The 20,745-nt window shown below is 57.8% G+C and carries 19 protein-coding genes; 11 read left to right on the plus strand and 8 right to left on the minus strand.

Annotated features, from left to right (window positions below):
• The first annotated feature begins 86 nt into the window (after positions 1–86).
• Entirely contained in the window at positions 87–1,115 is a 1,029-nt protein-coding gene (mtnA, locus tag SOM40_RS05885) for an S-methyl-5-thioribose-1-phosphate isomerase (protein WP_320530763.1), read from the plus strand.
• A gap of 103 nt (positions 1,116–1,218) precedes the next feature.
• Here mtnA and SOM40_RS05890 read toward each other — a convergent pair whose 3' ends face one another.
• From SOM40_RS05890 to SOM40_RS05900, 3 genes are read right to left on the minus strand one after another with little or no spacing between them, the layout of a single operon-like run.
• The gene (locus SOM40_RS05890; RefSeq protein ID WP_106992303.1) at positions 1,219–1,761 is read right to left on the minus strand and encodes a 1,2-dihydroxy-3-keto-5-methylthiopentene dioxygenase; all 543 of its coding nucleotides are present in this window, start codon (positions 1,759–1,761) and stop codon (positions 1,219–1,221) included.
• Entirely contained in the window at positions 1,758–2,447 is a 690-nt protein-coding gene (gene mtnC, locus SOM40_RS05895) for an acireductone synthase (RefSeq protein WP_225759309.1), read from the minus strand. Before mtnC ends, SOM40_RS05890 begins: the two co-directional genes overlap by 4 nt.
• Positions 2,444–3,058, minus strand: coding sequence for a methylthioribulose 1-phosphate dehydratase (locus SOM40_RS05900; RefSeq protein ID WP_320530762.1), 615 nt, complete (start codon positions 3,056–3,058; stop codon positions 2,444–2,446). Before SOM40_RS05900 ends, mtnC begins: the two co-directional genes overlap by 4 nt.
• Before the next feature lie 120 nt (positions 3,059–3,178).
• Between SOM40_RS05900 and SOM40_RS05905 the strand changes: the two genes are divergently transcribed.
• The gene (locus SOM40_RS05905; RefSeq protein ID WP_320530761.1) at positions 3,179–4,339 is read left to right on the plus strand and encodes a pyridoxal phosphate-dependent aminotransferase; all 1,161 of its coding nucleotides are present in this window, start codon (positions 3,179–3,181) and stop codon (positions 4,337–4,339) included.
• Positions 4,340–4,435: 96 nt separating this feature from the next.
• On the opposite strand, the gene citR is transcribed toward SOM40_RS05905, so the two are convergent.
• Positions 4,436–5,350 (minus strand): DNA-binding transcriptional repressor CitR, encoded by a 915-nt coding sequence (citR, locus tag SOM40_RS05910; protein WP_320530760.1) that lies wholly within the window; start codon positions 5,348–5,350, stop codon positions 4,436–4,438.
• 639 nt (positions 5,351–5,989) lie between these two features.
• On the opposite strand from citR, the gene ahpC reads away from it, so the two are divergent.
• Entirely contained in the window at positions 5,990–6,553 is a 564-nt protein-coding gene (gene ahpC / locus SOM40_RS05915) for an alkyl hydroperoxide reductase subunit C (protein ID WP_106992308.1), read from the plus strand.
• A 149-nt stretch (positions 6,554–6,702) separates the two neighbouring features.
• The gene (gene ahpF, locus SOM40_RS05920; protein ID WP_106992309.1) at positions 6,703–8,265 is read left to right on the plus strand and encodes an alkyl hydroperoxide reductase subunit F; all 1,563 of its coding nucleotides are present in this window, start codon (positions 6,703–6,705) and stop codon (positions 8,263–8,265) included.
• 56 nt (positions 8,266–8,321) lie between these two features.
• Here the strand turns inward: ahpF and uspG are convergent, their stop codons facing one another.
• A complete protein-coding gene (gene uspG / locus SOM40_RS05925) occupies positions 8,322–8,750 on the minus strand; it encodes a universal stress protein UspG (RefSeq protein WP_262671820.1) in 429 nt (142 codons plus the stop codon).
• Positions 8,751–8,975: 225 nt separating this feature from the next.
• Between uspG and SOM40_RS05930 the strand changes: the two genes are divergently transcribed.
• Positions 8,976–10,214: a zinc-dependent alcohol dehydrogenase gene (locus tag SOM40_RS05930; protein ID WP_225759305.1), complete on the plus strand. Its 1,239-nt coding sequence runs from the start codon at positions 8,976–8,978 to the stop codon at positions 10,212–10,214.
• A gap of 72 nt (positions 10,215–10,286) precedes the next feature.
• Here SOM40_RS05930 and rnk read toward each other — a convergent pair whose 3' ends face one another.
• Positions 10,287–10,697, minus strand: a complete 411-nt coding sequence (rnk, locus tag SOM40_RS05935; RefSeq protein WP_106992312.1) for a nucleoside diphosphate kinase regulator — start codon at positions 10,695–10,697, stop codon at positions 10,287–10,289.
• 410 nt (positions 10,698–11,107) lie between these two features.
• Here rnk and SOM40_RS05940 point away from each other — a divergent pair, with 410 nt between their 5' ends.
• Positions 11,108–11,737, plus strand: a complete 630-nt coding sequence (locus SOM40_RS05940) for a flavin reductase family protein (RefSeq protein WP_166181845.1) — start codon at positions 11,108–11,110, stop codon at positions 11,735–11,737.
• On the opposite strand, the gene rna is transcribed toward SOM40_RS05940, so the two are convergent.
• Both rna and dcuC read right to left on the minus strand, forming a co-directional pair.
• Positions 11,731–12,540, minus strand: coding sequence for a ribonuclease I (gene rna / locus SOM40_RS05945; protein WP_106992314.1), 810 nt, complete (start codon positions 12,538–12,540; stop codon positions 11,731–11,733). The genes SOM40_RS05940 and rna overlap by 7 nt on opposite strands.
• An 88-nt stretch (positions 12,541–12,628) precedes the next feature.
• On the minus strand, positions 12,629–14,002 hold the full coding sequence (gene dcuC, locus SOM40_RS05950) for an anaerobic C4-dicarboxylate transporter DcuC (protein ID WP_320530759.1): 1,374 nt from the start codon (positions 14,000–14,002) through the stop codon (positions 12,629–12,631).
• A 297-nt stretch (positions 14,003–14,299) separates the two neighbouring features.
• Between dcuC and SOM40_RS05955 the strand changes: the two genes are divergently transcribed.
• The 5 genes from SOM40_RS05955 to SOM40_RS05975 are packed head-to-tail and all read left to right on the plus strand — an operon-like array spanning position 14,300 to position 20,648.
• Entirely contained in the window at positions 14,300–14,701 is a 402-nt protein-coding gene (locus tag SOM40_RS05955) for a hypothetical protein (RefSeq protein ID WP_320530758.1), read from the plus strand.
• A gap of 55 nt (positions 14,702–14,756) precedes the next feature.
• The gene (locus SOM40_RS05960; RefSeq protein ID WP_106992317.1) at positions 14,757–15,071 is read left to right on the plus strand and encodes a copper-binding protein; all 315 of its coding nucleotides are present in this window, start codon (positions 14,757–14,759) and stop codon (positions 15,069–15,071) included.
• An 11-nt stretch (positions 15,072–15,082) separates the two neighbouring features.
• Positions 15,083–16,339, plus strand: a complete 1,257-nt coding sequence (locus SOM40_RS05965) for a TolC family protein (RefSeq protein ID WP_320530757.1) — start codon at positions 15,083–15,085, stop codon at positions 16,337–16,339.
• Positions 16,336–17,535, plus strand: a complete 1,200-nt coding sequence (locus tag SOM40_RS05970) for an efflux RND transporter periplasmic adaptor subunit (RefSeq protein WP_320530756.1) — start codon at positions 16,336–16,338, stop codon at positions 17,533–17,535. The genes SOM40_RS05965 and SOM40_RS05970 overlap by 4 nt, the downstream gene beginning before the upstream one ends.
• The gene (locus tag SOM40_RS05975) at positions 17,532–20,648 is read left to right on the plus strand and encodes an efflux RND transporter permease subunit (RefSeq protein ID WP_320530755.1); all 3,117 of its coding nucleotides are present in this window, start codon (positions 17,532–17,534) and stop codon (positions 20,646–20,648) included. The genes SOM40_RS05970 and SOM40_RS05975 overlap by 4 nt, the downstream gene beginning before the upstream one ends.
• Positions 20,649–20,745 lie beyond the last annotated feature (97 nt).

Raw genomic sequence — 20,745 nt, forward strand, 5'->3', positions numbered from 1 at the left:
CCGGTAATAAAGACATTTAGACGTCTATACATCTGAATTTTATCCTGACACAATGTGCTACAACAACGCAACAGAGAATTAACGACATGCAGAGATTACAGACGACCAGCCTGCGAGTGGCGGACAATCAGTTATTTATTCTCGATCAACAGGCGCTTCCGCAGGAGAAACGCTGGCTGGATGCCTCGACGGTAGAGGCGCTGGTGGGGCATATTCACGCCCTGCGCGTGCGCGGTGCGCCGCTGATTGGTCTCTCTGCCAGCCTGCTGCTGGCGCTGCTGGCGGAGAACGGCCTCAGCCGGGACCAGCTGGCAACCGCGCTGGAAACGTTGCGCGCCTCGCGTCCGACGGCGGTGAATCTGATGAACAATCTCGACCGCATGAAGCAGGTATTGTGGCAGGAGGATTTTGTCCCGGCGCTGGTGGCGGAGGCGCTGCGTCTGATTGATGAAGACAAGCGGCTCTGCGATGCCATTGCGCAGGCGGGAAGTCAGCTTGTGAAGCCGGGCAGTCGCCTGCTGACCCACTGCAACACCGGCGGGCTGGCGACGGCGGGCGTCGGCACCGCGCTGGGGGTGATAGCCCTCGCGCATCAGCAGGGCAACGTCAGTAACGTCTGGGTGGATGAAACCCGTCCGCTGTTGCAGGGCGGCAGATTAACCGCCTGGGAGCTGGGCGAGCTGGGCGTGCCGTATCAACTTATCACCGATTCGATGGCCGCCAGCCTGATGGCCAAAGGGCAGGTGGACGCGGTGTGGGTCGGGGCAGACAGGATTGCCGCCAATGGCGACGTGGCGAACAAAATCGGCACCTATTCCCTGGCGGTGCTGGCGAAATTCCACGGCATTCCGTTTTACGTGGCGGCCCCGCAAACCACCCTCGATCCAGCGTGTCCGAACGGGGAGGCGATCCCGATTGAGCAGCGCGATGCCCGGGAGGTGACCGGCGTGGCAGGGAGCTTCGGCGCGGTGCAGTGGGCGCCGGAAAACGCCCAGGTCTATAACCCGGCGTTCGACGTCACGCCCGCGGCGCTGATTAGCGGCTGGGTGCTGGATAGTGGGGTGGTGTTGCCGGAGGATGTAGAACGCGGGATTTTTGATAATAGTGCGGTCTGAGCCCCTCACCCCGGCCCTCTCCCCATAGGGGCGAGGGAGAAAAGACGGCTCCGTGCAGTTCCCTCTCCCCTATGGGGAGAGGGTTAGGGTGAGGGGAAAAGCCTCAAGGCAATCTTGGATAGCTATCCGCAATGGCATCACCCGTAAACTGCGCCACCCAGCCTTCGGGGTTATCGAAAATACGAATGGCGGTAAAGTTCGGCTCAGAGCCCATATCAAACCAGTGCGGTGTGCCGGCGGGGACTGAAATCAGGTCGTTTTTCTCGCACAGCACCTGACAGACCTGGTCATCAATGTGCAGGCAGAACAGCCCGGCACCTTCGACAAAGAAACGCACTTCATCTTCGCCATGGGTGTGTTCATTTAGAAACTTCGCGCGCAGGGCCTCTTTTTGCGGGTTATCCGCCCGCAGGCTGATCACGTCCCAGCTCTGGTAGCCTTTCTCTGCCACCAGCCTGTCGATGGCATGCTGATAGGCATTAATCACGGCGTCGGGAGCCGGATCGTGGCCTAAATCCCGGTCGGCTTCCCAGCGCTCAAAGCGGACGCCACGGGCATTCAGCTGCTGCTGGATCGCCTCAGGGTCGGTGCTGTGCCACTGCGGCTCACTGGCTTCTTTATCGGAAAAAATGGTCAATGCGCTCATGAAGGGATCTGCTCCGGATTGATGTCGTCGAACTGGTGCACCTGATGATGATGGCTGGCGCCGTCCTCATCCCCGCGAATCAGCTGCAGGGTGCGGAAACCCGCCTGTTCTGCGGCGTCCAGCTCCTGATGAATATCCGACAGGAACAGGATCTGCGAAGGGGCTGCGCCAATCTGTGCCGCAATATTCTGGTAAGACTGGACGTCACGCTTGGCGCCGATATGGGTATCAAAATAGCCGCTGAACAGATGAGTAATATCACCTTCGTCGCTGTAGCCAAATAACAGTTTTTGCGCTGCCACGGAGCCGGAGGAATAAACATAGAGATCAATGCCCTGCGACTTCCATTTTTCCAGTGCAGGCAGCACGTCCGGGTAGAGGTGGCCGGTGAAGTCGCCGTTGACATAGCCATCCTGCCAGATGATCCCCTGCAGCGCTTTCAGCGCCGTCGATTTGCGATCTTCGTCCATAAAGGTGAACAGGGTGGCGATTAGGTCGCTGGTGCTGGCCTGCGGCTGAGCAATCTCTTCGCGCAGATTATCCAGAATGGTGTTGACCGGTTCGGCATACTGCTGGGCGCTGACAAAGGCCGCCAGCCGCTCGCGCGCATAGGGGAACAGGACATTATGGACAAAACGAATATCGCTGGTGGTGCCTTCAATATCCGTCACAATCGCGCGAATCATACTCTCTCCAGTTGTCGTAAACGCATCTCGCACTCGAACAGGAATTCGAGGCCTTCAAGGTGACGCCGGGCTTCTGCCACGTCGCGTCCCCAGCAGGTTAAGCCATGACCGCGCAGAAGAAAACCATAATTCAGCGGGCACTCCTGAGCGTAATGAGCGATTCGGGAGGCCAGCGCGTCGATGTCCTGGTCATTATCGAACACGGCAATAGGCAGGGTATCGAGATGGCTGGTCTGGCCGCGGAGGGATTTCTGCATCTCAAAGCCGCTGAGGTGCAGCTCAGGCTCTTTAACCAGTCGTGACAGCACCGTGGCATTCACCGTATGGACATGCAGCACCGCGTTGGCTTCCGGGAAGAGGCGATAGACCAGAGTATGCAGCCCGGTTTCCGCCGAGGGTTTTCGCCCGGAGGGGGCGCGGTTGGTGGCAATCTCAACCTGCAGGAAGTCATCGGGGGTCAGGCTGCCTTTATCTTTACCGGATTCGCTGAGCCAGCACCAGCTGGCGTCCTGCCGCACGGACATGTTGCCGCCGGTGGCCGGGGCCCAGCCCTTTGCGCCGATCCAGTGGCAGGCGTCGACCAGGGATGTGAGTTGCAGGTTGTCTGTCATCCTTCTTACCTCTTCGGCAGGAATATCATTATGGTTTAGACGTCTAAGCGTCTTGATTGCCAAATACTAACATCGTGTTATAGTGGCAGCAACATATGTATTACATACAGGCCCGTCGACATGCGCAATAACCCATTGATTCCAGAGAGTAAACTTCCCGGTCTCGGCACCACGATCTTCACTCAGATGAGCGCCCTGGCGCAGCAGCATAAGGCGATCAACCTGTCGCAGGGTTTTCCCGATTTCGATGGCCCGGACTATCTGCAACAACGGCTGGCTTACCATGTGGCGAACGGTGCCAACCAGTATGCGCCGATGACCGGAGCGCAGCCGCTGCGTGAGGCGATCGCCGATAAAACCGCCGAACTGTACGGCTATCAACCCGATGCGAACACGGAGATCACCGTGACCGCCGGGGCCACCGAAGCCCTGTACGCGGCCATTACCGCCCTGGTGCGTACCGGCGACGAGGTGATCTGCTTTGACCCGAGCTACGACAGCTATGCCCCGGCGATTGAATTATCTGGCGGCGTGGTCAAGCGCGTGGCGCTCCAGCCGCCGCACTTTCGTCCGGACTGGCAGGCCTTCGCGGCGCTGCTGAGCGATAAAACCCGGCTGGTGATCCTGAATACGCCCCATAATCCGTCGGCGACGGTGTGGCAACAGGCGGATTTCGCCGCCCTCTGGCAGGCCATTGCCGAGCGTGAAATTTATGTCCTGAGCGATGAAGTGTATGAGCACATCTGCTTTGCCGACGCAGGGCATGCCAGCGTGCTGGCCCATCCGCAGTTGCGTGAGCGGGCGATTGCTGTCTCATCATTTGGGAAAACCTTCCACATGACCGGCTGGAAGGTGGGGTACTGTGTGGCTCCGGCGGCCATCAGCGCCGAGCTGCGCAAGGTGCATCAGTTCCTGACCTTTGCGGTCAACACCCCGGCACAGCTGGCGATTGCCGATATGCTGCGCCACCAGCCGGAACATTACCGGGAACTGCCGGACTTCTATCGCGCCCGCCGGGATCTGTTTATTAATGCCTTAAGTGCAAGTCGGCTGGAGATTTTACCCTGCGAAGGGACCTATTTCCTGCTGGCAGACTACAGCGCCATCTCCGATCTAGATGACGTCAGTTTTTGCCAGTGGTTAACCAAAGAGGTGGGGGTGGCGGCGATCCCGTTATCGGTCTTCTGCGCCGATCCGTTCCCGCACAGGCTGATTCGACTCTGCTTTGCCAAGCAGGAAGCGACGTTACTGGCGGCGGCGGAACGGCTGAACTCGCTCTGAATCATTAGCCTGTTATATTAAATACACCGGAATAATAAAATAACTCCGGTGTATTTTGTTGATGCTAATAATAAATCGGAAATATAATTTTTAGTATCAGTCATATTCAAACCCTTCCGTGCTGATCTTTTCAATAAAGCTGGAGAATATTTTGCTGGTTAATGCCGCACGGTTATACATCATATAAATGTTTACTGGAGGCAATTCAAAGGGCGTTTTCACCTTTTTCAGTTTCAAGGTGTCACGATACTGTTGATAGGCTAGTTCTGGAACATAACCCAGCAAATTAGAAGAGCTGATCATATTGATAAGCGAGAAAAAGGAGTCACTGCGAAAACCGATTTTTCTGTCAGGTAAGTGCTTTTCTGTCTCGGTGCGGAAGTGACTGATGCCGGGTTCATTAGCGATAAAATAGGTGAATTTCTCTGCCTTCAACTGCTCCATTGTGGCACTGTCATCGATGCGCGGATGATCCTGTCGACACACGATGGAAATGGGCAAGGTCAAAAAATGGGTACAGATAATCGAGCGGTTATTAATAGGGAAAAATGAAAAGATGAGATCGGCTTTACGATAGGCCAGCAAATCTTCCGCCGTATCCTTGGAGAGCAGCAAATCATGATATTCGATCTCGTAATTGTGTTCCCGTATCAGCATCTTCATTGGCGTGAACAGACGATCTGGCGTCAGCACCTGTGGGGAGTAGATGATGATATTCTTCTCCAGCGACGAACCATGCATGATGTTAATCGTCTGCTCAAGCTGATTCAGGTTCTCTTCCAGGTGCTTATGCAGGTTGGCGCCTACGGTGGTGGGGGTAATGCCTTTACCGGAGCGGATAAACAGCGGGTCGTTCAACTGGTTGCGTAAACGCTGCAGCGACTGGCTTACGGCTGAAGGGGTAATAAACAGGGTCTCAGCGGCCTTGCTGATACTCAGGTGCTGATAGATGCATTCAAATATGACCAGCAAGTTTAAATCAAATTTTTTCAGATCGTAGAGATTAGCCATGATTCATCCTGATTAGCTGTGCTGTTACCGTAATCTTATACACGATAACTATAGAAGTTAGTTAGCCATTCTCCATCCATTTGATTGGCTAACTTAACTAATTTTAAATTCCAGCTTAATATATCATGGCTACAGATTAATAAAATAAAAGCGACGCTATTGTTTAAATAATTTTATCCACAAAAGTCGGACGGCTATGTTGAATTCATGCCGCTACTCCTGTATTAACCCGGGCCCATCATCCTGTCTGGTGGGCTGTTATCGGGTATGCCCAGCAGCGGGCATAATTCATGTTTGTTATCTATTTATTAAAGCGAAGGTTCGGTAAAACCTATCACAGTCATAGGGATTATCACCCCGTTAGCCAATTGCCCTTTCGTTGGCAGGATGATGTAATCCCTTCGCTGTTACGACCTTGCTAAAGGTAATGTAGAGCGCAACGCATCGCCAGCTTCGGCTGGCACTGATGTTACCTTCGGGTAGCTCAGGTATCAGGGCCGCCGTCAGGCGGCCTTTTTACTTTGTGGCCTCTGCACGGGTTGTTAGGTATTGCTGATTGATTTGATACGGCAAACGCATTAGCCCGAAACGGCAAAGTTGGTTACCTTAGCTCTCAACGAAAACACGGAGGAAGTACAGATGTCTTTAATTAATACCAAAATCAAACCTTTCAAAAACCAGGCGTTCAAAAACGGCGACTTCGTAGAGATCACCGAGAAAGATACCGAAGGCCGCTGGAGCGTGTTCTTCTTCTACCCGGCTGACTTTACTTTCGTCTGCCCGACCGAACTGGGTGACGTTGCAGATCACTACGACGAACTGCAGAAGCTGGGCGTAGACGTTTACTCTGTCTCTACCGACACCCACTTCACCCACAAAGCGTGGCACAGCAGCTCTGAAACCATCGCTAAAATCAAATACGCGATGATCGGTGACCCGACTGGCGCCCTGACCCGTAACTTTGAAAACATGCGTGAAGACGAAGGTCTGGCCGACCGCGGCACCTTTATCGTTGACCCGCAGGGCATCATCCAGGCCATCGAAGTTACCGCTGAAGGTATTGGCCGTGACGCATCCGACCTGCTGCGCAAAATCAAAGCGGCTCAGTATGTTGCTTCTCACCCAGGCGAAGTGTGCCCGGCGAAATGGAAAGAAGGCGACGCGACTCTGGCTCCATCCCTGGACCTGGTTGGCAAAATCTAAGTCTGCAACGCCCGGCGGCGCTACGCTTGCCCGGGCAATCAATGGGCGCATCTGCGCCCATTTCATTCCAACACCATGATGCAAGTTGCATTCAGGCAGCCCGGATAAGGCCGCTTGCATGATGATGTTTTTTAAGCAGGAGATGAATAATGCTCGACACCAACATGAAAACCCAGCTCAAGGCCTACCTTGAGAAACTGACCAGGCCTGTTGAGCTGATTGCCACGCTGGATGACAGCGCTAAATCGGCAGAAATCAAGGAACTGCTGGCTGAAATTGCCGAACTGTCTGCGAAAGTGACCTTTAAAGAAGATAACAGCCTGCCGGTGCGCAAGCCGTCCTTCCTGATCACCAACCCAGGCTCTACCCAGGGCCCGCGCTTTGCCGGTTCCCCGCTGGGACACGAATTTACCTCTCTGGTCCTGGCGCTGCTGTGGACCGGTGGTCATCCGTCGAAAGAGGCCCAGGCGCTGCTGGAGCAGATCCGCGACCTCGACGGTGATTTTGAGTTTGAAACTTACTACTCGCTCTCATGCCACAACTGCCCGGACGTGGTGCAGGCCCTGAACCTGATGGCCGTGCTGAACCCGCGCATCAAACACACCGCGATTGATGGCGGCGTGTTCCAGAACGAAATCACCGATCGCAACGTGATGGGCGTTCCGGCGGTATTTGTGAACGGGAAAGAGTTTGGTCAGGGTCGTATGACGCTGACTGAGATCGTCGCCAAAGTAGATACCGGCGCGGAAAAACGCGCAGCGGAAGAGCTGAACAAGCGCGACGCTTACGATGTACTGATCGTCGGCTCCGGCCCGGCGGGTGCTGCGGCTGCGGTGTACTCCGCGCGTAAAGGCATTCGTACCGGTCTGATGGGCGAACGTTTTGGCGGCCAGGTGCTGGATACCGTGGATATCGAAAACTATATCTCCGTGCCGAAAACCGAAGGTCAGAAACTGGCTGGCGCCCTGAAAGCGCACGTCAACGACTATGAAGTGGATGTGATTGACAGCCAGAGTGCCAGCAAACTGGTGCCTGCGGCGCAGGAAGGCGGCTTCCATGAGATTGAAACCGCATCCGGCGCGGTGCTGAAAGCACGCAGCATCATCATTGCCACCGGTGCCAAATGGCGCAACATGAACGTGCCTGGCGAAGACCAGTATCGCACCAAAGGGGTGACCTACTGCCCGCACTGCGACGGCCCGCTGTTTAAAGGCAAGCGCGTGGCGGTGATCGGCGGCGGTAACTCCGGTGTTGAAGCAGCTATCGACCTGGCGGGTATCGTTGAGCACGTCACGCTGCTGGAGTTCGCACCAGAGATGAAGGCCGATCAGGTCCTGCAGGATAAAGTCCGCAGCCTGAAAAACGTCGATATCATCCTGAACGCACAGACCACTGAAGTGAAAGGTGACGGCAGCAAAGTGACCGGTCTTGAGTACCGTGACCGCGTGAGCGGCGATGTGCACAGCGTGCCGCTGGCGGGGATCTTCGTGCAGATTGGTCTGCTGCCAAACACCACCTGGCTGGAAGGCGCGATTGAGCGTAACCGCATGGGCGAGATCATCATTGACGCTAAATGTGAAACCAGCGTGAAGGGCGTATTTGCGGCGGGCGACTGCACCACCGTACCGTACAAACAGATTATCATCGCTACCGGTGAAGGGGCGAAAGCGTCCCTGAGCGCCTTTGATCATCTGATTCGTACCAAAGCATAAAAACGTAAGACAACACCTGCAACGTAAAGAGGCTACCTGACGGTAGCCTCTTTTTTTTATCTCACCACCAGCACCGGAACGTAAGCGTGGCGGATCACGCTCGAGGCATTCGAGCCCAGCAGATGGGTGGAAATCGAAGGATTACGCGACCCGATCACCACGATATCCGCTTTTAGCTCGCTGGCCATCTCGTTGACCACGTCACGTACGTTACCAAAACTGACATGGGTCCTGATCCGCGACGGATCAATGCTGAAATGGCTGACCATGGTCTTCAGCCGGGTTTGTGCCTCGTTCCGGATATGCTCCTCGAAGCGGCGCATATCGGCGGCAAAGCGATGCAAACCAAAGCTGGAAGAGCCTGGTAAAACATGCAGTAAGTGAATAATGCCATCCTGCTGCGCCAGGAATTCAGCGTGGCGGATCGCCTTGTCGCTCAATTCCATCTCAAAAACATCCACCGGCATAATAATCGTCTGGTACATAACCGTTTCTCCCTGTTTATTTACGCTTAATTCATTCAAACACAAAATATATTCAGATTCTGATAGCTCGCTGACACTTTTTAATATCGCCCCGATGGTGAGCGTTTTGCCGTATCGCTTTGCAGCCAGGAATAATCCCAAAGCCGTGCAATTTCCCGGTATACCCCTGCTGATGGCTACCCTTTTAAGGTAAACCCGCATTTTTTCTCTGAATCCGGAGGTCGAATGAAAGCATTGACGTATCACGGACCACACAGCGTTAAGGTTGAAACAGTACCCGATCCGGTCATTGAGCAAGCTGACGATATCATTCTGCGCATCACTGCAACCGCGATCTGCGGTTCTGATTTGCATCTCTATCGCGGGAAGATACCTAAGGTTGAACATGGCGATATCTTCGGTCATGAGTTTATGGGCGAAGTGGTGGAGACCGGGCGGGAGGTGAAAAATCTCGTTAAGGGCGATCGGGTGGTGATCCCCTTTGTCATCGCCTGCGGCGACTGTTTTTTCTGTCGCATGCAGCAGTACGCCGCCTGTGAAACAACCAACGACGGGCATGGCGCGGCGCTGAACAAAAAACAGATCCCACCTCCGGCTGCGCTCTTTGGTTACAGCCACCTCTACGGCGGCGTGCCCGGCGGGCAGGCGGAGTACGTCCGCGTGCCAAAAGGCAACGTTGGGCCTTTCAAAGTCCCGCCGCTGCTCTCAGATGATAAAGCGCTGTTCCTCTCGGATATCCTGCCCACCGCCTGGCAGGCCGTCAAAAATGCCCAGATTACTAAGGGCAGCAGCGTCGCGGTGTTTGGTGCCGGGCCGGTGGGACTCCTGACCATTGCCTGCGCCCGCTACCTCGGGGCTGAGCAGATTTTTATTGTCGATCACCACGACTACCGGCTGCGTTTCGCCGAGATGCGTTACGGCGCGATCCCGATCAACTTTGACCGCGACGACGACGCCGCAGAAAAAATCATCGAGCAGACCAAAGGCCAGCGCGGGGTGGACGCAGTAATTGATGCGGTCGGCTTTGAGGCGAAAGGGAGCACCACGGAAACGGTGCTGACTAACCTCAAGCTTGAGGGCAGTAGCGGTAAAGCCCTGCGGCAGTGTATTGCGGCGGTACGGCGCGGGGGGATTGTCAGCGTGCCGGGCGTCTATGCCGGCTTTATCCACGGTTTCCTGTTTGGTGACGCCTTCGACAAAGGACTCACCTTTAAGATGGGGCAGACCAACGTCCACGCCTGGCTTGGGGAGCTGTTGCCGTTGATCGAGCAAGGGCTGCTGACACCGGAGGAGATCGTGACCCACTATATGCCGTTTGAAGAGGCGGCCCGCGGCTACGAGATCTTTGAGAAACGTCAGGAAGATTGCCGGAAAATCATTCTGGTACCCGGAGCGCAAAGCGCGGAAGTGGCAAAAGAGCGGGTAACCGGGCTGGTCAACCCTGTGCCGGGCGGCGTTATCTGATAGCGGAGGAAGCGGAAAGAGGATGCCCTGGCATCCTCTGGGCAAAGCGGGTTAACGCTTGTTCAGATGGGATCAGCGCAGGTACTCGCCCGCGGCTTCAGGCTGCCAGATAAGTTCCAGCACCTCCAGATGCGTGGCGATACCGCCTGGCAGTTCCCAGTGAATGGTATCGCCGATACGCAGGCCGATTAACGCGGCGCCCACCGGTGCCAGCACTGACAGCTGCGTGCTGCTGTCGGTCATGTTCGCCGGATAGACCAGCGTGCGGGTACGTACTTCGCCGGTAGCCAGATCGCGAAATTTCACCTGGCTGTTCATGGTCACCACGTCAGCGGGCATGTCCTGCGGGGCGCACATCTGCGCGCGATCCAGTTCGTCATTCAGGGCAGCGGCGACGGGCAGCGAGGCAAAGGCCGGTTGTTCCAGCAGGCGGTCAATACGCTCAGCATCGAGTTCGTTAATGATAATTGTGGGTCTGGACATTATTTACTCCATGTCGTTAATGCTGCGACAGCCGCAGAAGAGATGCCAAAAGAAAACCCTCGCCATCCGGTAGCGAGGGTTTAACACTGTCTGATAATACTGAGTCTGTGCCCCGGTTTGAAGTGATGCGTGTCACATTCATGGTGTGGATGTAATTCGCGGGCAGCAACTGGGTCGTTAGTATGAAATTCAGGCGAAAAAGGTGATCCTTCGCCAATTTGGTTTATCCTTCTAAGGCGCAGGTTATGTAGCGTGACACACCCATAACAGCAGAACAACGAAGACTGTAGCACTGAATTCAGTCTTACTTTTCTACGGATTGCGTTACGCTGATCCCCTTGGGGTAGGGGGATGAGCGAAGCGTAATCCGTGCCTGCCGGTCTTTATTCCTGAATTATCCAGAGAGCACTATGTACTTTTATCAACCTTCCCAGGGACACGGCCTGCCGCACGACCCGTTAAACGCCATTGTCGGACCCCGCCCGATCGGCTGGATTGCCTCCTGCGATGCTGAAGGCCGCCCGAATCTGGCCCCGTACAGCTTCTTCAACTGCTTTAACTACCATCCGCCGATCATCGGCTTTGCCAGCACCGGCTGGAAAGACAGCGTGCGCAATATTGTCGAGACCGGGGAGTTTGTATGGAATCTCACCACCCGCGAACTGGCCAGCGCCATGAATGAAACCTCCGCCAGCCTGCCGCACGGCGAGGATGAGTTTTTACGTGCCGGGCTGACCAAAGCAGAAAGCCGGGTAGTGAAGGTGCCGCGCGTCGCGCAAAGTCCGGTCAACTTTGAGTGCCGCCTGTCGCAGTGCATCCAGCTGACGGCGGCAAACGGAGCAGAGATCGATACCTGGCTGGTGCTGGGGGAAGTGGTTGGGATCCACATCGATGAAAGCCTGCTGCATGACGGCATCTACCAGACGGCGAAAGCGCAGCCGGTACTGCGTGCCGGTGGCCCGACGGCGTATTTCGCCATCGGTGAAGATCAACGTTTTGACCTGGTCCGCCCGGACGCCCGAAAAGCGGGCGGTCAGTAACCGATCTTGTCGATCACAAACTGCTTGCCGCAGTTACCCGGGTGCGGCTGAGCCATAAACGAGCGGGTCGCCAGCGGGGCGTTAATGCTGGCGGCGGTCAGCGTGAGTTGTACCTCGGTGAGATAGGCCGGGTTGCCGCTGCAGCTGAGCTTGACGGCTTTCACCGTCGTTGGGCCCCAGCTTCTGGCTACTGCGGCGTCAAAGGCGCTGCGGGTAACGGTTTTGCCGTAGTTTGCCGCCAGGAACTGCCCCAGCGGGCTGGCCTTCACTTCCTGATTCATCCGCACCATAGTGCCGAAATAGGCGTCGGGATCGAAGCCGAAGCAGACGCCGTGTTTTGCATATTCATACCGTTCCAGGCAGGAGTTACCGCCTGCACCGGGCATCACCTCATTCAACTTCGCGGCACCGGTCAGCGAAAGTCCGGTCTCGGCGGCGTCACATTTACGGCTGGCTTTTGCCTCCGGCAGATTGGGGATCGGGCGGGTCGCGCAGCCATAACGCATCCAGCGGCGATCGTCGACCCCGCGTGCGGCGATCGATTTCGGTAAGCCCGGCCACAGGCCATGAACGGTGAGGATCGTGGCTTTATCGTCACGCTCTTTTTGCAGGCGACACTCATCCGGCGCCGCGCGGTTGCGGTCATGCAGGCTCTGGCAAAAGCCGGACTGCCATGAGAGCGCCAGCACGTAGCGATCAAAATCCGCATATTGCGTTGCCTGAAGCGGGGCGGCCTGCGCCGCAAACGCGCACAGCACAACTGCGGTTGCGCTGACAGGCAAAACGAGATCCTTTCTGAACATGTCAATTCCTGATGATTGAAAGCAAAATATTGCTGAGGGCTATTAAAGCACAAAAAGCGCCCGCAGGCGCTTTATGCTCCAGGGCGACTTAGCCTATAGCGGTGCCCGGTACCAGCACTTCCGTGGCGATAATCACGATCACCAGACCAACGAGGACCGGAACTGAGGTCCGTTTCACCACTTCGAACGGTGAAATTTTTGCCATCCCGGCGACGGCCACGACCACGCCGGAGACCGGGGAGATAGTACGGCCCAGGTTGGAGGCCTGCAGCATCGGGATGGTGAGGTAGGCCGGGTTAATCCCGGAGGAGTGCGCCAGTTTCGGGATCATCTCCACGAAGGCATAGAAGGGCGCGTTACCGGAACCGGTGGTCATCGCCGCCAGCATGGTCAGAACCACCAGCACCATCATCAGGATAATGCTCGCCGAGCCGAACGAGGTGGCGATGGAGATCAGGCTCTGGATAAAGCCGATGGTGCTCAGCCCCTGGGCAAAGACCCCGGCCGCCACCAGCAGCATCACCACGCCCGCGAAGGCATCCGCCATCCCGCGATAGGCCACTTCCAGACCGCTAAATACTTTTTGCGTATTGAAGCCGCGAACAAACTCCAGCACCGCCGCCAGCAGCATGCAGATCACCAGAATAGTGATGATGTGCAGCTCCGGGCCCCATTTACCGTCGAAAATCAGCACCCCGACAATCGGCGTAAATGGCAGGATGGCGTAGAAGGACGGTGCCGTGGTGGTGATTTCGCTGACGTCGAGTCTTTCGTGGGAGATGTTCTCTTTTTTATCGAGGTAGCGCTGCCAGAAGAAGTGCGCAATCGCCATGCCGATGATGGCCGCAATGGAGATCGGCAGGGTGGTTTTAAACGCGAAGTCGATCAGCGGCATCTCAGCGGCTTTAGCGGCCAGCACCACGTCACCGGAGGTCGGGGAGAGAATAATCGCCGCCGGGGAGGCACAGATAGCCGCCGCCGCACCGCGGCTGATCCCCACGTTGACCATCACCGGGAACAGGGTTGCCATCAGGAGGACACCCAGACCGGTTGCTGACGACACGGCCAGCGACATCAGACAGGCGACGAAATAGGCGGCGATCATCAGCAGGTAAGGGGAGTTGATATAGCTCAGCGGCTTCGAGGCCAGCTTGACCACCATATCGTTGGCGCCGATATGGGTCATGTAGGCGGCAAACCCACAGAGCATCATGATCATCATCCCCAGATCGCCACCGCGGCTCATCAGCAGGATTTTGATGTATTCGACGATGTCGGTTGCGGTGTAGCCAGTGCTGGTGGCGCTGGACGGCAGCACCTTATGGCCCATCAGGGCGCTGACGATCAGCAGAACAAGGCCGCCGACAAACAGCACCCCGGTGGCGGAGTAGCCTTTGATGATGTAGCGCGCGACGCCGACAATGACAACTACCCCGATCAGGAGCTCGATAAACGTTAGCATGGATCCCTCTGTATCCCGACGCCCCAGAGCGAAAGGAGAAATGAGCAATGAAATTAAGGTGACAAAATGTGCCGAAATAATGGTCCGGCCTCGCTGACCAAAATCAATAAAACGACTACTAAAGGGGTAACCTGGCCGATTTTGCTGCTGTCGTGCCATGAAGGTGTGCGGGGTGGTCCTGTATGGCGTAGAGAAATGCAATAACCATACAAAACGTAAATAAATCTAAAACGGCTTTTATCTCAGCAATATCCCTGCTTATACTCGGGACTCTTTTTGCAACCTCAAGACGCTGCTATGCCTGCCAGCTGGATCTTTCGACTGCGCTATCTGAAAAAACATCTGCTGATGCTGATGTTCGCTTTCGGCTGGCTGTTGATCCAGAGCCAGGTGGCGGTGGCCTCGCACGACTGTACCATCAACGTGCAGGGCGAGACGGCCACCCTTCAGCATCTGGACATGATGGCGATGCCGCAGCATCACGCCGCGCCTGCGCCGTCGGGGCTGTGTGATAAACACTGCGTGCCGGAGCAGGTGCAAAAAGACACCGGGCATCCGCAGCTGGTGGCGCTACCTGCCGCCATGATGATTACCCTCAATGACCCGGACTGCACCGCTATTGCATCGTCGTCCTGCGTCGTCACGCCGCCCGCCGTGGGGCCACCGGCAACGATCCGTTTTTGCCGGTTCCGGGAATAAACACGCCTGTTAATTGGTTGATTTACTTTCAATTACGTTTAACAGGAGCTTTATCATGCGTGCTTTACTCTTTTCCGCGCTGCTTGGCGCGTGCTTTACCCTCTCTTCCTGTTCCGTTCAGGCGACCACGAACGTTTCCCCGGTGACCCCGCAGTGGCAGGGGCAGGGCGTGATTCGGGCGATCGACGCGCAGGCGTTGGTTATCCAGCATGATCCTATCCCGGCCCTGAAGTGGCCTGCCATGACTATGCCGTTTGCCTTTTCAGCCGATGTCGATCTCAGCGCCGTGAAACCGGGCCAGCCGGTGACATTTACGCTGGAGCGGGCCGGTGACGGCTTCCGGATAATCTCGCTCACGCCGCTGCGCTAAGCGAGGCTCCCATGAAAACAATCACACTGAGCATCTGGCTCGGTGGGGCGATGCTCGGGCTTTTCAGTGCGGCCGGGCAGGCCGCACCCTGGACGCTGGAGCAAACCCTGACCGCAGCCCAACGCTACTCGGCGGCGTTATCCGCCAGCCGTAACGAGGCCCGGGCGCTGGATGCGATGGCGGATTCCGCCACCCAGCTCCCTGACCCAAAACTGAAGTTCGGGATTGAAAACGTCCCGGTGCAGGGCAGCAATGACCGGCGCTTTACCCGGGAAGGGATGACCATGCAGCGGGTCGGGATCATGCAGAGCTACGTCAGCCAGCAGAAGCGAGAGCGAAAGGCGCAAACCCTGCAGGCGCAGGCGCGGGGCGTGCTGGCGAAAGCCGACGCGGTGCGTGCTGCCCTGCAGCGGGATACCGCCCAGGCCTGGCTGGAGCTGGCTCTGGCGCAGCAGGGACTGAAAACGGCGGAACGGCTGGTCAATGAGACGGCGCGGCAGCTGACTGTGCAGAAGGCCAGCGTCGGGGCCGGGAGTGCCAACCCGGACAGCGTGCTGGCCCTGCGCATGACTCTCAGCGCCATGCGCGACAAAGCGACCCTGGCCAGGCGTGACGTTCAGCTGGCGCAGAGCCGGTTGCTGCAACTCACCGGCCAGCAGGTCGAGGACGTGCAGGGGCCGCTGCCGCGCTATCAGCGTCTGCCTGCCGACGTCAGCCAGCTCGAAGAGGCCATCGCCCGTCACCCGGAAGTAGAGGCCGCCCGGCGAGAAGCCGAGACCGCGAAAGCCCGCTCGGCGCAGTCGGCGGTGGCGGCGATCCCGGATGTCGATGTGGAGGTGTTCTACGCCCATCGTGCCGAAGGGTATGACGATATGGCCGGAGTGATGTTCACGGTCGATCTGCCCCTGTTCCAGTCGGGACGCCAGGACAAGGACTATGCCGCAGAGCTCTCCCGCTCTCTGCAGGCGGTGGATGAACTCACGCTGATCAAGCGGGAGCACATCGCCCAGGTGCAGTCGCTGGTGGCCCAGTATCAGGCCGCGCAAACCCTGTGGCAGCGCCAGCGCGACGAGGTGCTGCCGTTACAGCATCAGCGGCTGGCGGTGCTGAATGCGCAATATCGTTCGGGTCAGTCAGAGCTGCCCGCCCTGCTCGAGGCACGACGCAGCGTGCTGGACAGCGAACTGGCAGTCAATCAGGCCGAGCGCGAGATGGCGCGTACCTGGGCTGCGATCCAATGGTTAATCCCGCAGGAGTGGGCACAATGAAAATCACATTCCGGGTCGCCGTGCCTCTGGCCTTGCTGCTGGCAGCGGGCGGCTATTACGCGGGGCAGCGTCACGCCCCACACGAGGCGGCATCGGCCCCTGCCGAACGCAAGGTGCTTTACTGGTACGATCCGATGGTCCCGGGCCAGCGTTTTGATAAGCCGGGGCGGTCGCCGTTTATGGATATGGATCTCGTGCCGCGCTATGCCGACGAGGAGGATGAGACGGCAGGCGTGGGGATCAGCACCGACCGACAGCAAAATCTGGGCATGAAGACCGCCCGCGCAGAGCGTCGGGAGCTGGTCTCGCCCTTTACGGCCTTTGCAACCATTGCCGCCGATGAGCGCAGCGTCACGGTGGTTTCGGCACCCGCAGCGGGCGTGGTGACGAAGCTGTATGTCCGGGCACCGCTCCAGCAGGTGAAAGCCGGTGAAGCGCTGGCCCAGCTGTGGATCCCCCAGTGGACGCAGACGCAGCAGGAGTATCTGGCGGTGCGCGCGCTGGGCGATACGGCATTAACCGCCGCCGCCCGGGAGCGGCTGAAGCTGCAGTTTATGCCTGAGGAGGTGATCCGCGCGCTGGAACGCAGTGGGAAGCCACAGACCTCGCTAATCCTCCGGGCCGCTCATGCAGGCTATGTGGCGAAGCTGGACGTGCGCGAAGGGACACAGGTGGCGGCGATGACCGCATTGTTTGAAATGGCGCGTCTCGATCCGGTCTGGCTGGTGGTGGATTATCCCCAGTCGCAGGCGCAGGCCCTGAGCATCGGCAGCGAAATGGTGGCAACCTCAGAGAGCTTCCCGGGGATGCGTTTTCACGGGCGGGTCAGCGAGCTGCTGCCCCAGATGGATACCGCCACCCGCACCCTGAAGGCGCGAATTCTGGTGGACAATCAGCAGCAACAGCTGAAACCGGGCATGTTCCTGACCGTCTCCCGGGCGCAGTCGATGGCGCAAGCACCGGTGCTGGCCGTACCGGAAGAGGCGGTGATCGACACCGGGAGCAGCAAACGCCTGCTGCTGGCCAGCGGCAACGGCTATTTCCAGCCGGTGAACGTGGAGACCGGGATCACCGCCCAGGGGTGGACCGAAATCCGATCCGGCGTGCAGGAGGGGGATGAGGTGGTCACCTCCGGGCAGTTCCTGATCGACTCCGAAGCCAGCCTGCGCAGCGCGCTGCCGGAGGTGACGAAATGATCGCGGCGGTGATTAAAGCGTCCCTGCGTAACCGGCTGCTGGTGATCCTGGCGGCCCTGATGATGGCGGGGTGGGGCATCTGGGCGGTGCAGCGTGCGCCGCTGGATGCCCTGCCGGATCTGTCGGACGTGCAGGTGATCGTCCGCGCCAGTTTTCCGGGCAAGGCACCGCAGGTGATTGAGGACCAGGTCACCTGGCCCCTGACGACCTCGATGCTCTCGGTTCCGGGCGCGAAAACGGTGCGCGGGTTCTCGATGTTTGGCGATGCCTATGTATACGTGCTGTTCGAGGACGGGACCGATCTCTACTGGGCGCGATCCCGGGTGCTGGAGTATTTAAGCCAGGTCCAGTCGCAGCTGCCGGCCGGGGTCAATGTCGCCCTGGGCCCGGATGCCACCGGGGTGGGCTGGATCTATGAGTACGCGCTGGTCGATCGCAGCGGCAAACATAGCCTGGCCGATCTGCGCGCCATTCAGGACTGGACCCTGAAGTTTGAGCTCAAGAGCGTGGCAAATGTGTCAGAGGTTGCCAGTATCGGGGGCATGGTGCGTCAGTATCAGGTGGTTGCCGATCCGGCGAAAATGCGGGCCCTCAATATCACCCACGGGCAAATCGTGACGGCGCTACAGGCGGCTAATAAAGAAGGGGGCGGCGCGCTGCTGGAGAAGGGCGAAGCGGAGTACATGGTGCGCACCACCGGCTATCTGCACAGCCTGGAAGATTTTCGCAACGTGGTGATCGCCTCCCGTGACGGGGTGCCGATCCTGCTGGGCGACGTGGCAATCGTCGGCTATGGTCCGGAGATCCGCCGGGGCGTGGCGGAGCTGAACGGCGAAGGTGAAGTGGCCGGCGGCGTGGTGGTGATGCGCTACGGGCAGAACGCGCTGGAGACGCTGCATGCGGTAAAAGCGAAGCTGGCTGAGCTGCAAAAAACGCTGCCCACCGGGGTGCAGATTGTTCCGGTCTACGATCGCTCGACGCTGATTGAGGATGCCGTCGAAACCCTCACCCACAAGCTGCTGGAGGAGTTCGTGGTGGTGGTGCTGGTCTGCGCCCTGTTCCTGTTCCATTTCCGTTCGGCGCTGGTGGCGGTGGTCTCCCTGCCGCTAGGTATTCTGGGGGCGTTCGTGGTGATGCACTACCAGGGGATCAACGCCAACATCATGTCGCTCGGTGGGATTGCCATCGCCATCGGTGCCATGGTCGATGCCGCGATTGTGATGATCGAGAATATGCACAAAGTGCTGGAGCAGTGGCGGCACGATAACCCGGGTCAGGAGCCAACCTCAGCCGATTACTGGCGGCTGGCGGAGCGGGCGGCGATTGAAGTGGGCCCGGCGCTGTTCTGCAGCCTGCTGATCATCACCCTGTCGTTTATCCCGGTTTTTTCGCTGGAAGCGCAGGAAGGGCGCATGTTCGCCCCACTGGCGTTCACCAAAACCTGGGCAATGGCGGTGGCGGCGGGGCTCGGCATCACCCTGGTACCGGTGCTGATGGGCTATTTCATTCGCGGACGCATCCCGGATGAGAAGGCCAACCCGATCAACCGGGTGCTGATCCGCCTGTATGAGCCGCTGCTCGACCGGGTGCTGCGTTTTCCAAAAATGACGCTGGCGCTGGCGGCGTTCCTGCTGCTGGTCACGCTCTGGCCGTTGAGTCGGCTGGGGAGCGAATTTATGCCGCCGCTGAACGAGGGGGACCTGCTGTATATGCCATCAACCCTGCCGGGGATCTCGGCCCGGGAAGCGGCCCGGCTGCTGCAACAGACGGATCGGCTGATCAAAAGCGTGCCGGAGGTGGCATCGGTGTTCGGCAAGGCCGGACGGGCGGAGACGGCAACCGATCCGGCGCCGTTAACCATGCTGGAAACGACCATCCACTTTAAGCCGCGTGACCAGTGGCGGCCGGGCATGACGCCGGAAAAACTGGTTGAGGAGCTGGATCGCACCGTCCAGCTGCCGGGGATTGCCAACGTCTGGGTACCGCCGATCCGCAACCGCCTCGATATGCTGGCGACAGGCATTAAAAGCCCGGTGGGGATCAAGGTCAACGGCAACAATCTGGCCGATATCGAACGCGTTGCCCGGCAGATTGAGCAGGTAGTGAAGCAGGTGCCGGGCGTCACCTCCGCGCTGGCGGAGCGGCTGGCGGGCGGGCGTTACGTCGATATTCGTATCGATCGCCAGAAAGCTGCGCGCTATGGCGTCTCCGTGGAGGAGCTGCAGGGGATGGTCGCCACGCTGGTGGGCGGGGATAAGGTAGGCGAGGTGATCCTCGGGCGCGAGCGCTACCCCATTAACCTGCGGTATCCGCGCGACAGCCGGGATTCTGTCGATAAGCTGCGGACATTGCCGGTGGTGGCAGCCAACGGCAGCCAGATAGCGCTGGGCGAGCTGGCGGATATCCTGGTGACCGAGGGGCCGCCGATGCTGAAAAGTGAAAATGCCCGCCTCTCGAACTGGATCTATGTGGATCTGCGCGGGCGCGATCTGAAATCAGCCGTAGAGGAGATGCAGCAGCGGGTGACCCGGGAGGTTATTTTGCCGCAGGGGGTATCCCTCGCCTGGTCCGGTCAGTTTGAATATCTCGAGCGGGCCACTGCGAAGCTGAAAATAGTGCTTCCCGTCACCCTGATAATTATATTTGTTCTCCTCTGGCTGACCTTTAAGCGTATTTCAGATGTTCTTATCATTATGGGAACCTTACCTTTTTCACTTATTGGTGGAGTCTGGTTATTATGGCTGCTGGAATATAATTTATCGGTGGCTGGGGCGGTTGGATTTATTGCTCTCGCAGGCGTGTCGGCAGAGTTCGGCGTTATTATGGTGCTCTATCTTAATCAGGCGCTGGATAAATATCGCACACGAGATGGCGATAGCGAAAATAGCGTGTTAATTAAGGCTATTCACGAAGGTGCTGTCCTGCGCGTGCGCCCCAAAGTGATGACCGTGGCGACCATTATGGCCGGATTGCTGCCGGTAATGTGGGGCGGAGGAAGCGGGGCAGAGGTGATGCAGCGCATTGCTGCCCCGATGATCGGCGGTATGGTCAGCGCGCCACTGTTGTCCATGCTGGTTATTCCCGCGCTGTATAAGCTATTGCATCAGCGTTAATTTTTCTTAATTGCGCCTTAAATATTTTAAGGCGCACTCTTTATTCCCAGGAGTATTCTTATGAAATTAAGCAAACAATTAAGATAAACGCCAATGC

This window comes from Leclercia sp. CFBP8987 (genome assembly GCF_034044995.2).
Lineage (GTDB): Bacteria > Pseudomonadota > Gammaproteobacteria > Enterobacterales > Enterobacteriaceae > Enterobacter > Enterobacter tamurae.

Bases quoted from the DNA above. Each gene is read 5' to 3' on its own strand.
- citR (WP_320530760.1), bottom strand. From the start codon at position 5,350: ATGGCTAATCTCTACGATCTGAAAAAATTTGATTTAAACTTGCTGGTC.
- ahpF (WP_106992309.1), top strand. From the start codon at position 6,703: ATGCTCGACACCAACATGAAAACCCAGCTCAAGGCCTACCTTGAGAAA.
- SOM40_RS05970 (WP_320530756.1), top strand. From the start codon at position 16,336: ATGAAAATCACATTCCGGGTCGCCGTGCCTCTGGCCTTGCTGCTGGCA.
- SOM40_RS05955 (WP_320530758.1), top strand. From the start codon at position 14,300: ATGCCTGCCAGCTGGATCTTTCGACTGCGCTATCTGAAAAAACATCTG.
- SOM40_RS05900 (WP_320530762.1), bottom strand. From the start codon at position 3,058: ATGACAGACAACCTGCAACTCACATCCCTGGTCGACGCCTGCCACTGG.
- uspG (WP_262671820.1), bottom strand. From the start codon at position 8,750: ATGTACCAGACGATTATTATGCCGGTGGATGTTTTTGAGATGGAATTG.
- rna (WP_106992314.1), bottom strand. From the start codon at position 12,540: ATGTTCAGAAAGGATCTCGTTTTGCCTGTCAGCGCAACCGCAGTTGTG.
- ahpC (WP_106992308.1), top strand. From the start codon at position 5,990: ATGTCTTTAATTAATACCAAAATCAAACCTTTCAAAAACCAGGCGTTC.
- SOM40_RS05940 (WP_166181845.1), top strand. From the start codon at position 11,108: ATGTACTTTTATCAACCTTCCCAGGGACACGGCCTGCCGCACGACCCG.
- rnk (WP_106992312.1), bottom strand. From the start codon at position 10,697: ATGTCCAGACCCACAATTATCATTAACGAACTCGATGCTGAGCGTATT.
- SOM40_RS05975 (WP_320530755.1), top strand. From the start codon at position 17,532: ATGATCGCGGCGGTGATTAAAGCGTCCCTGCGTAACCGGCTGCTGGTG.
- dcuC (WP_320530759.1), bottom strand. From the start codon at position 14,002: ATGCTAACGTTTATCGAGCTCCTGATCGGGGTAGTTGTCATTGTCGGC.
- SOM40_RS05930 (WP_225759305.1), top strand. From the start codon at position 8,976: ATGAAAGCATTGACGTATCACGGACCACACAGCGTTAAGGTTGAAACA.
- mtnA (WP_320530763.1), top strand. From the start codon at position 87: ATGCAGAGATTACAGACGACCAGCCTGCGAGTGGCGGACAATCAGTTA.
- SOM40_RS05960 (WP_106992317.1), top strand. From the start codon at position 14,757: ATGCGTGCTTTACTCTTTTCCGCGCTGCTTGGCGCGTGCTTTACCCTC.
- SOM40_RS05965 (WP_320530757.1), top strand. From the start codon at position 15,083: ATGAAAACAATCACACTGAGCATCTGGCTCGGTGGGGCGATGCTCGGG.
- mtnC (WP_225759309.1), bottom strand. From the start codon at position 2,447: ATGATTCGCGCGATTGTGACGGATATTGAAGGCACCACCAGCGATATT.
- SOM40_RS05905 (WP_320530761.1), top strand. From the start codon at position 3,179: ATGCGCAATAACCCATTGATTCCAGAGAGTAAACTTCCCGGTCTCGGC.
- SOM40_RS05890 (WP_106992303.1), bottom strand. From the start codon at position 1,761: ATGAGCGCATTGACCATTTTTTCCGATAAAGAAGCCAGTGAGCCGCAG.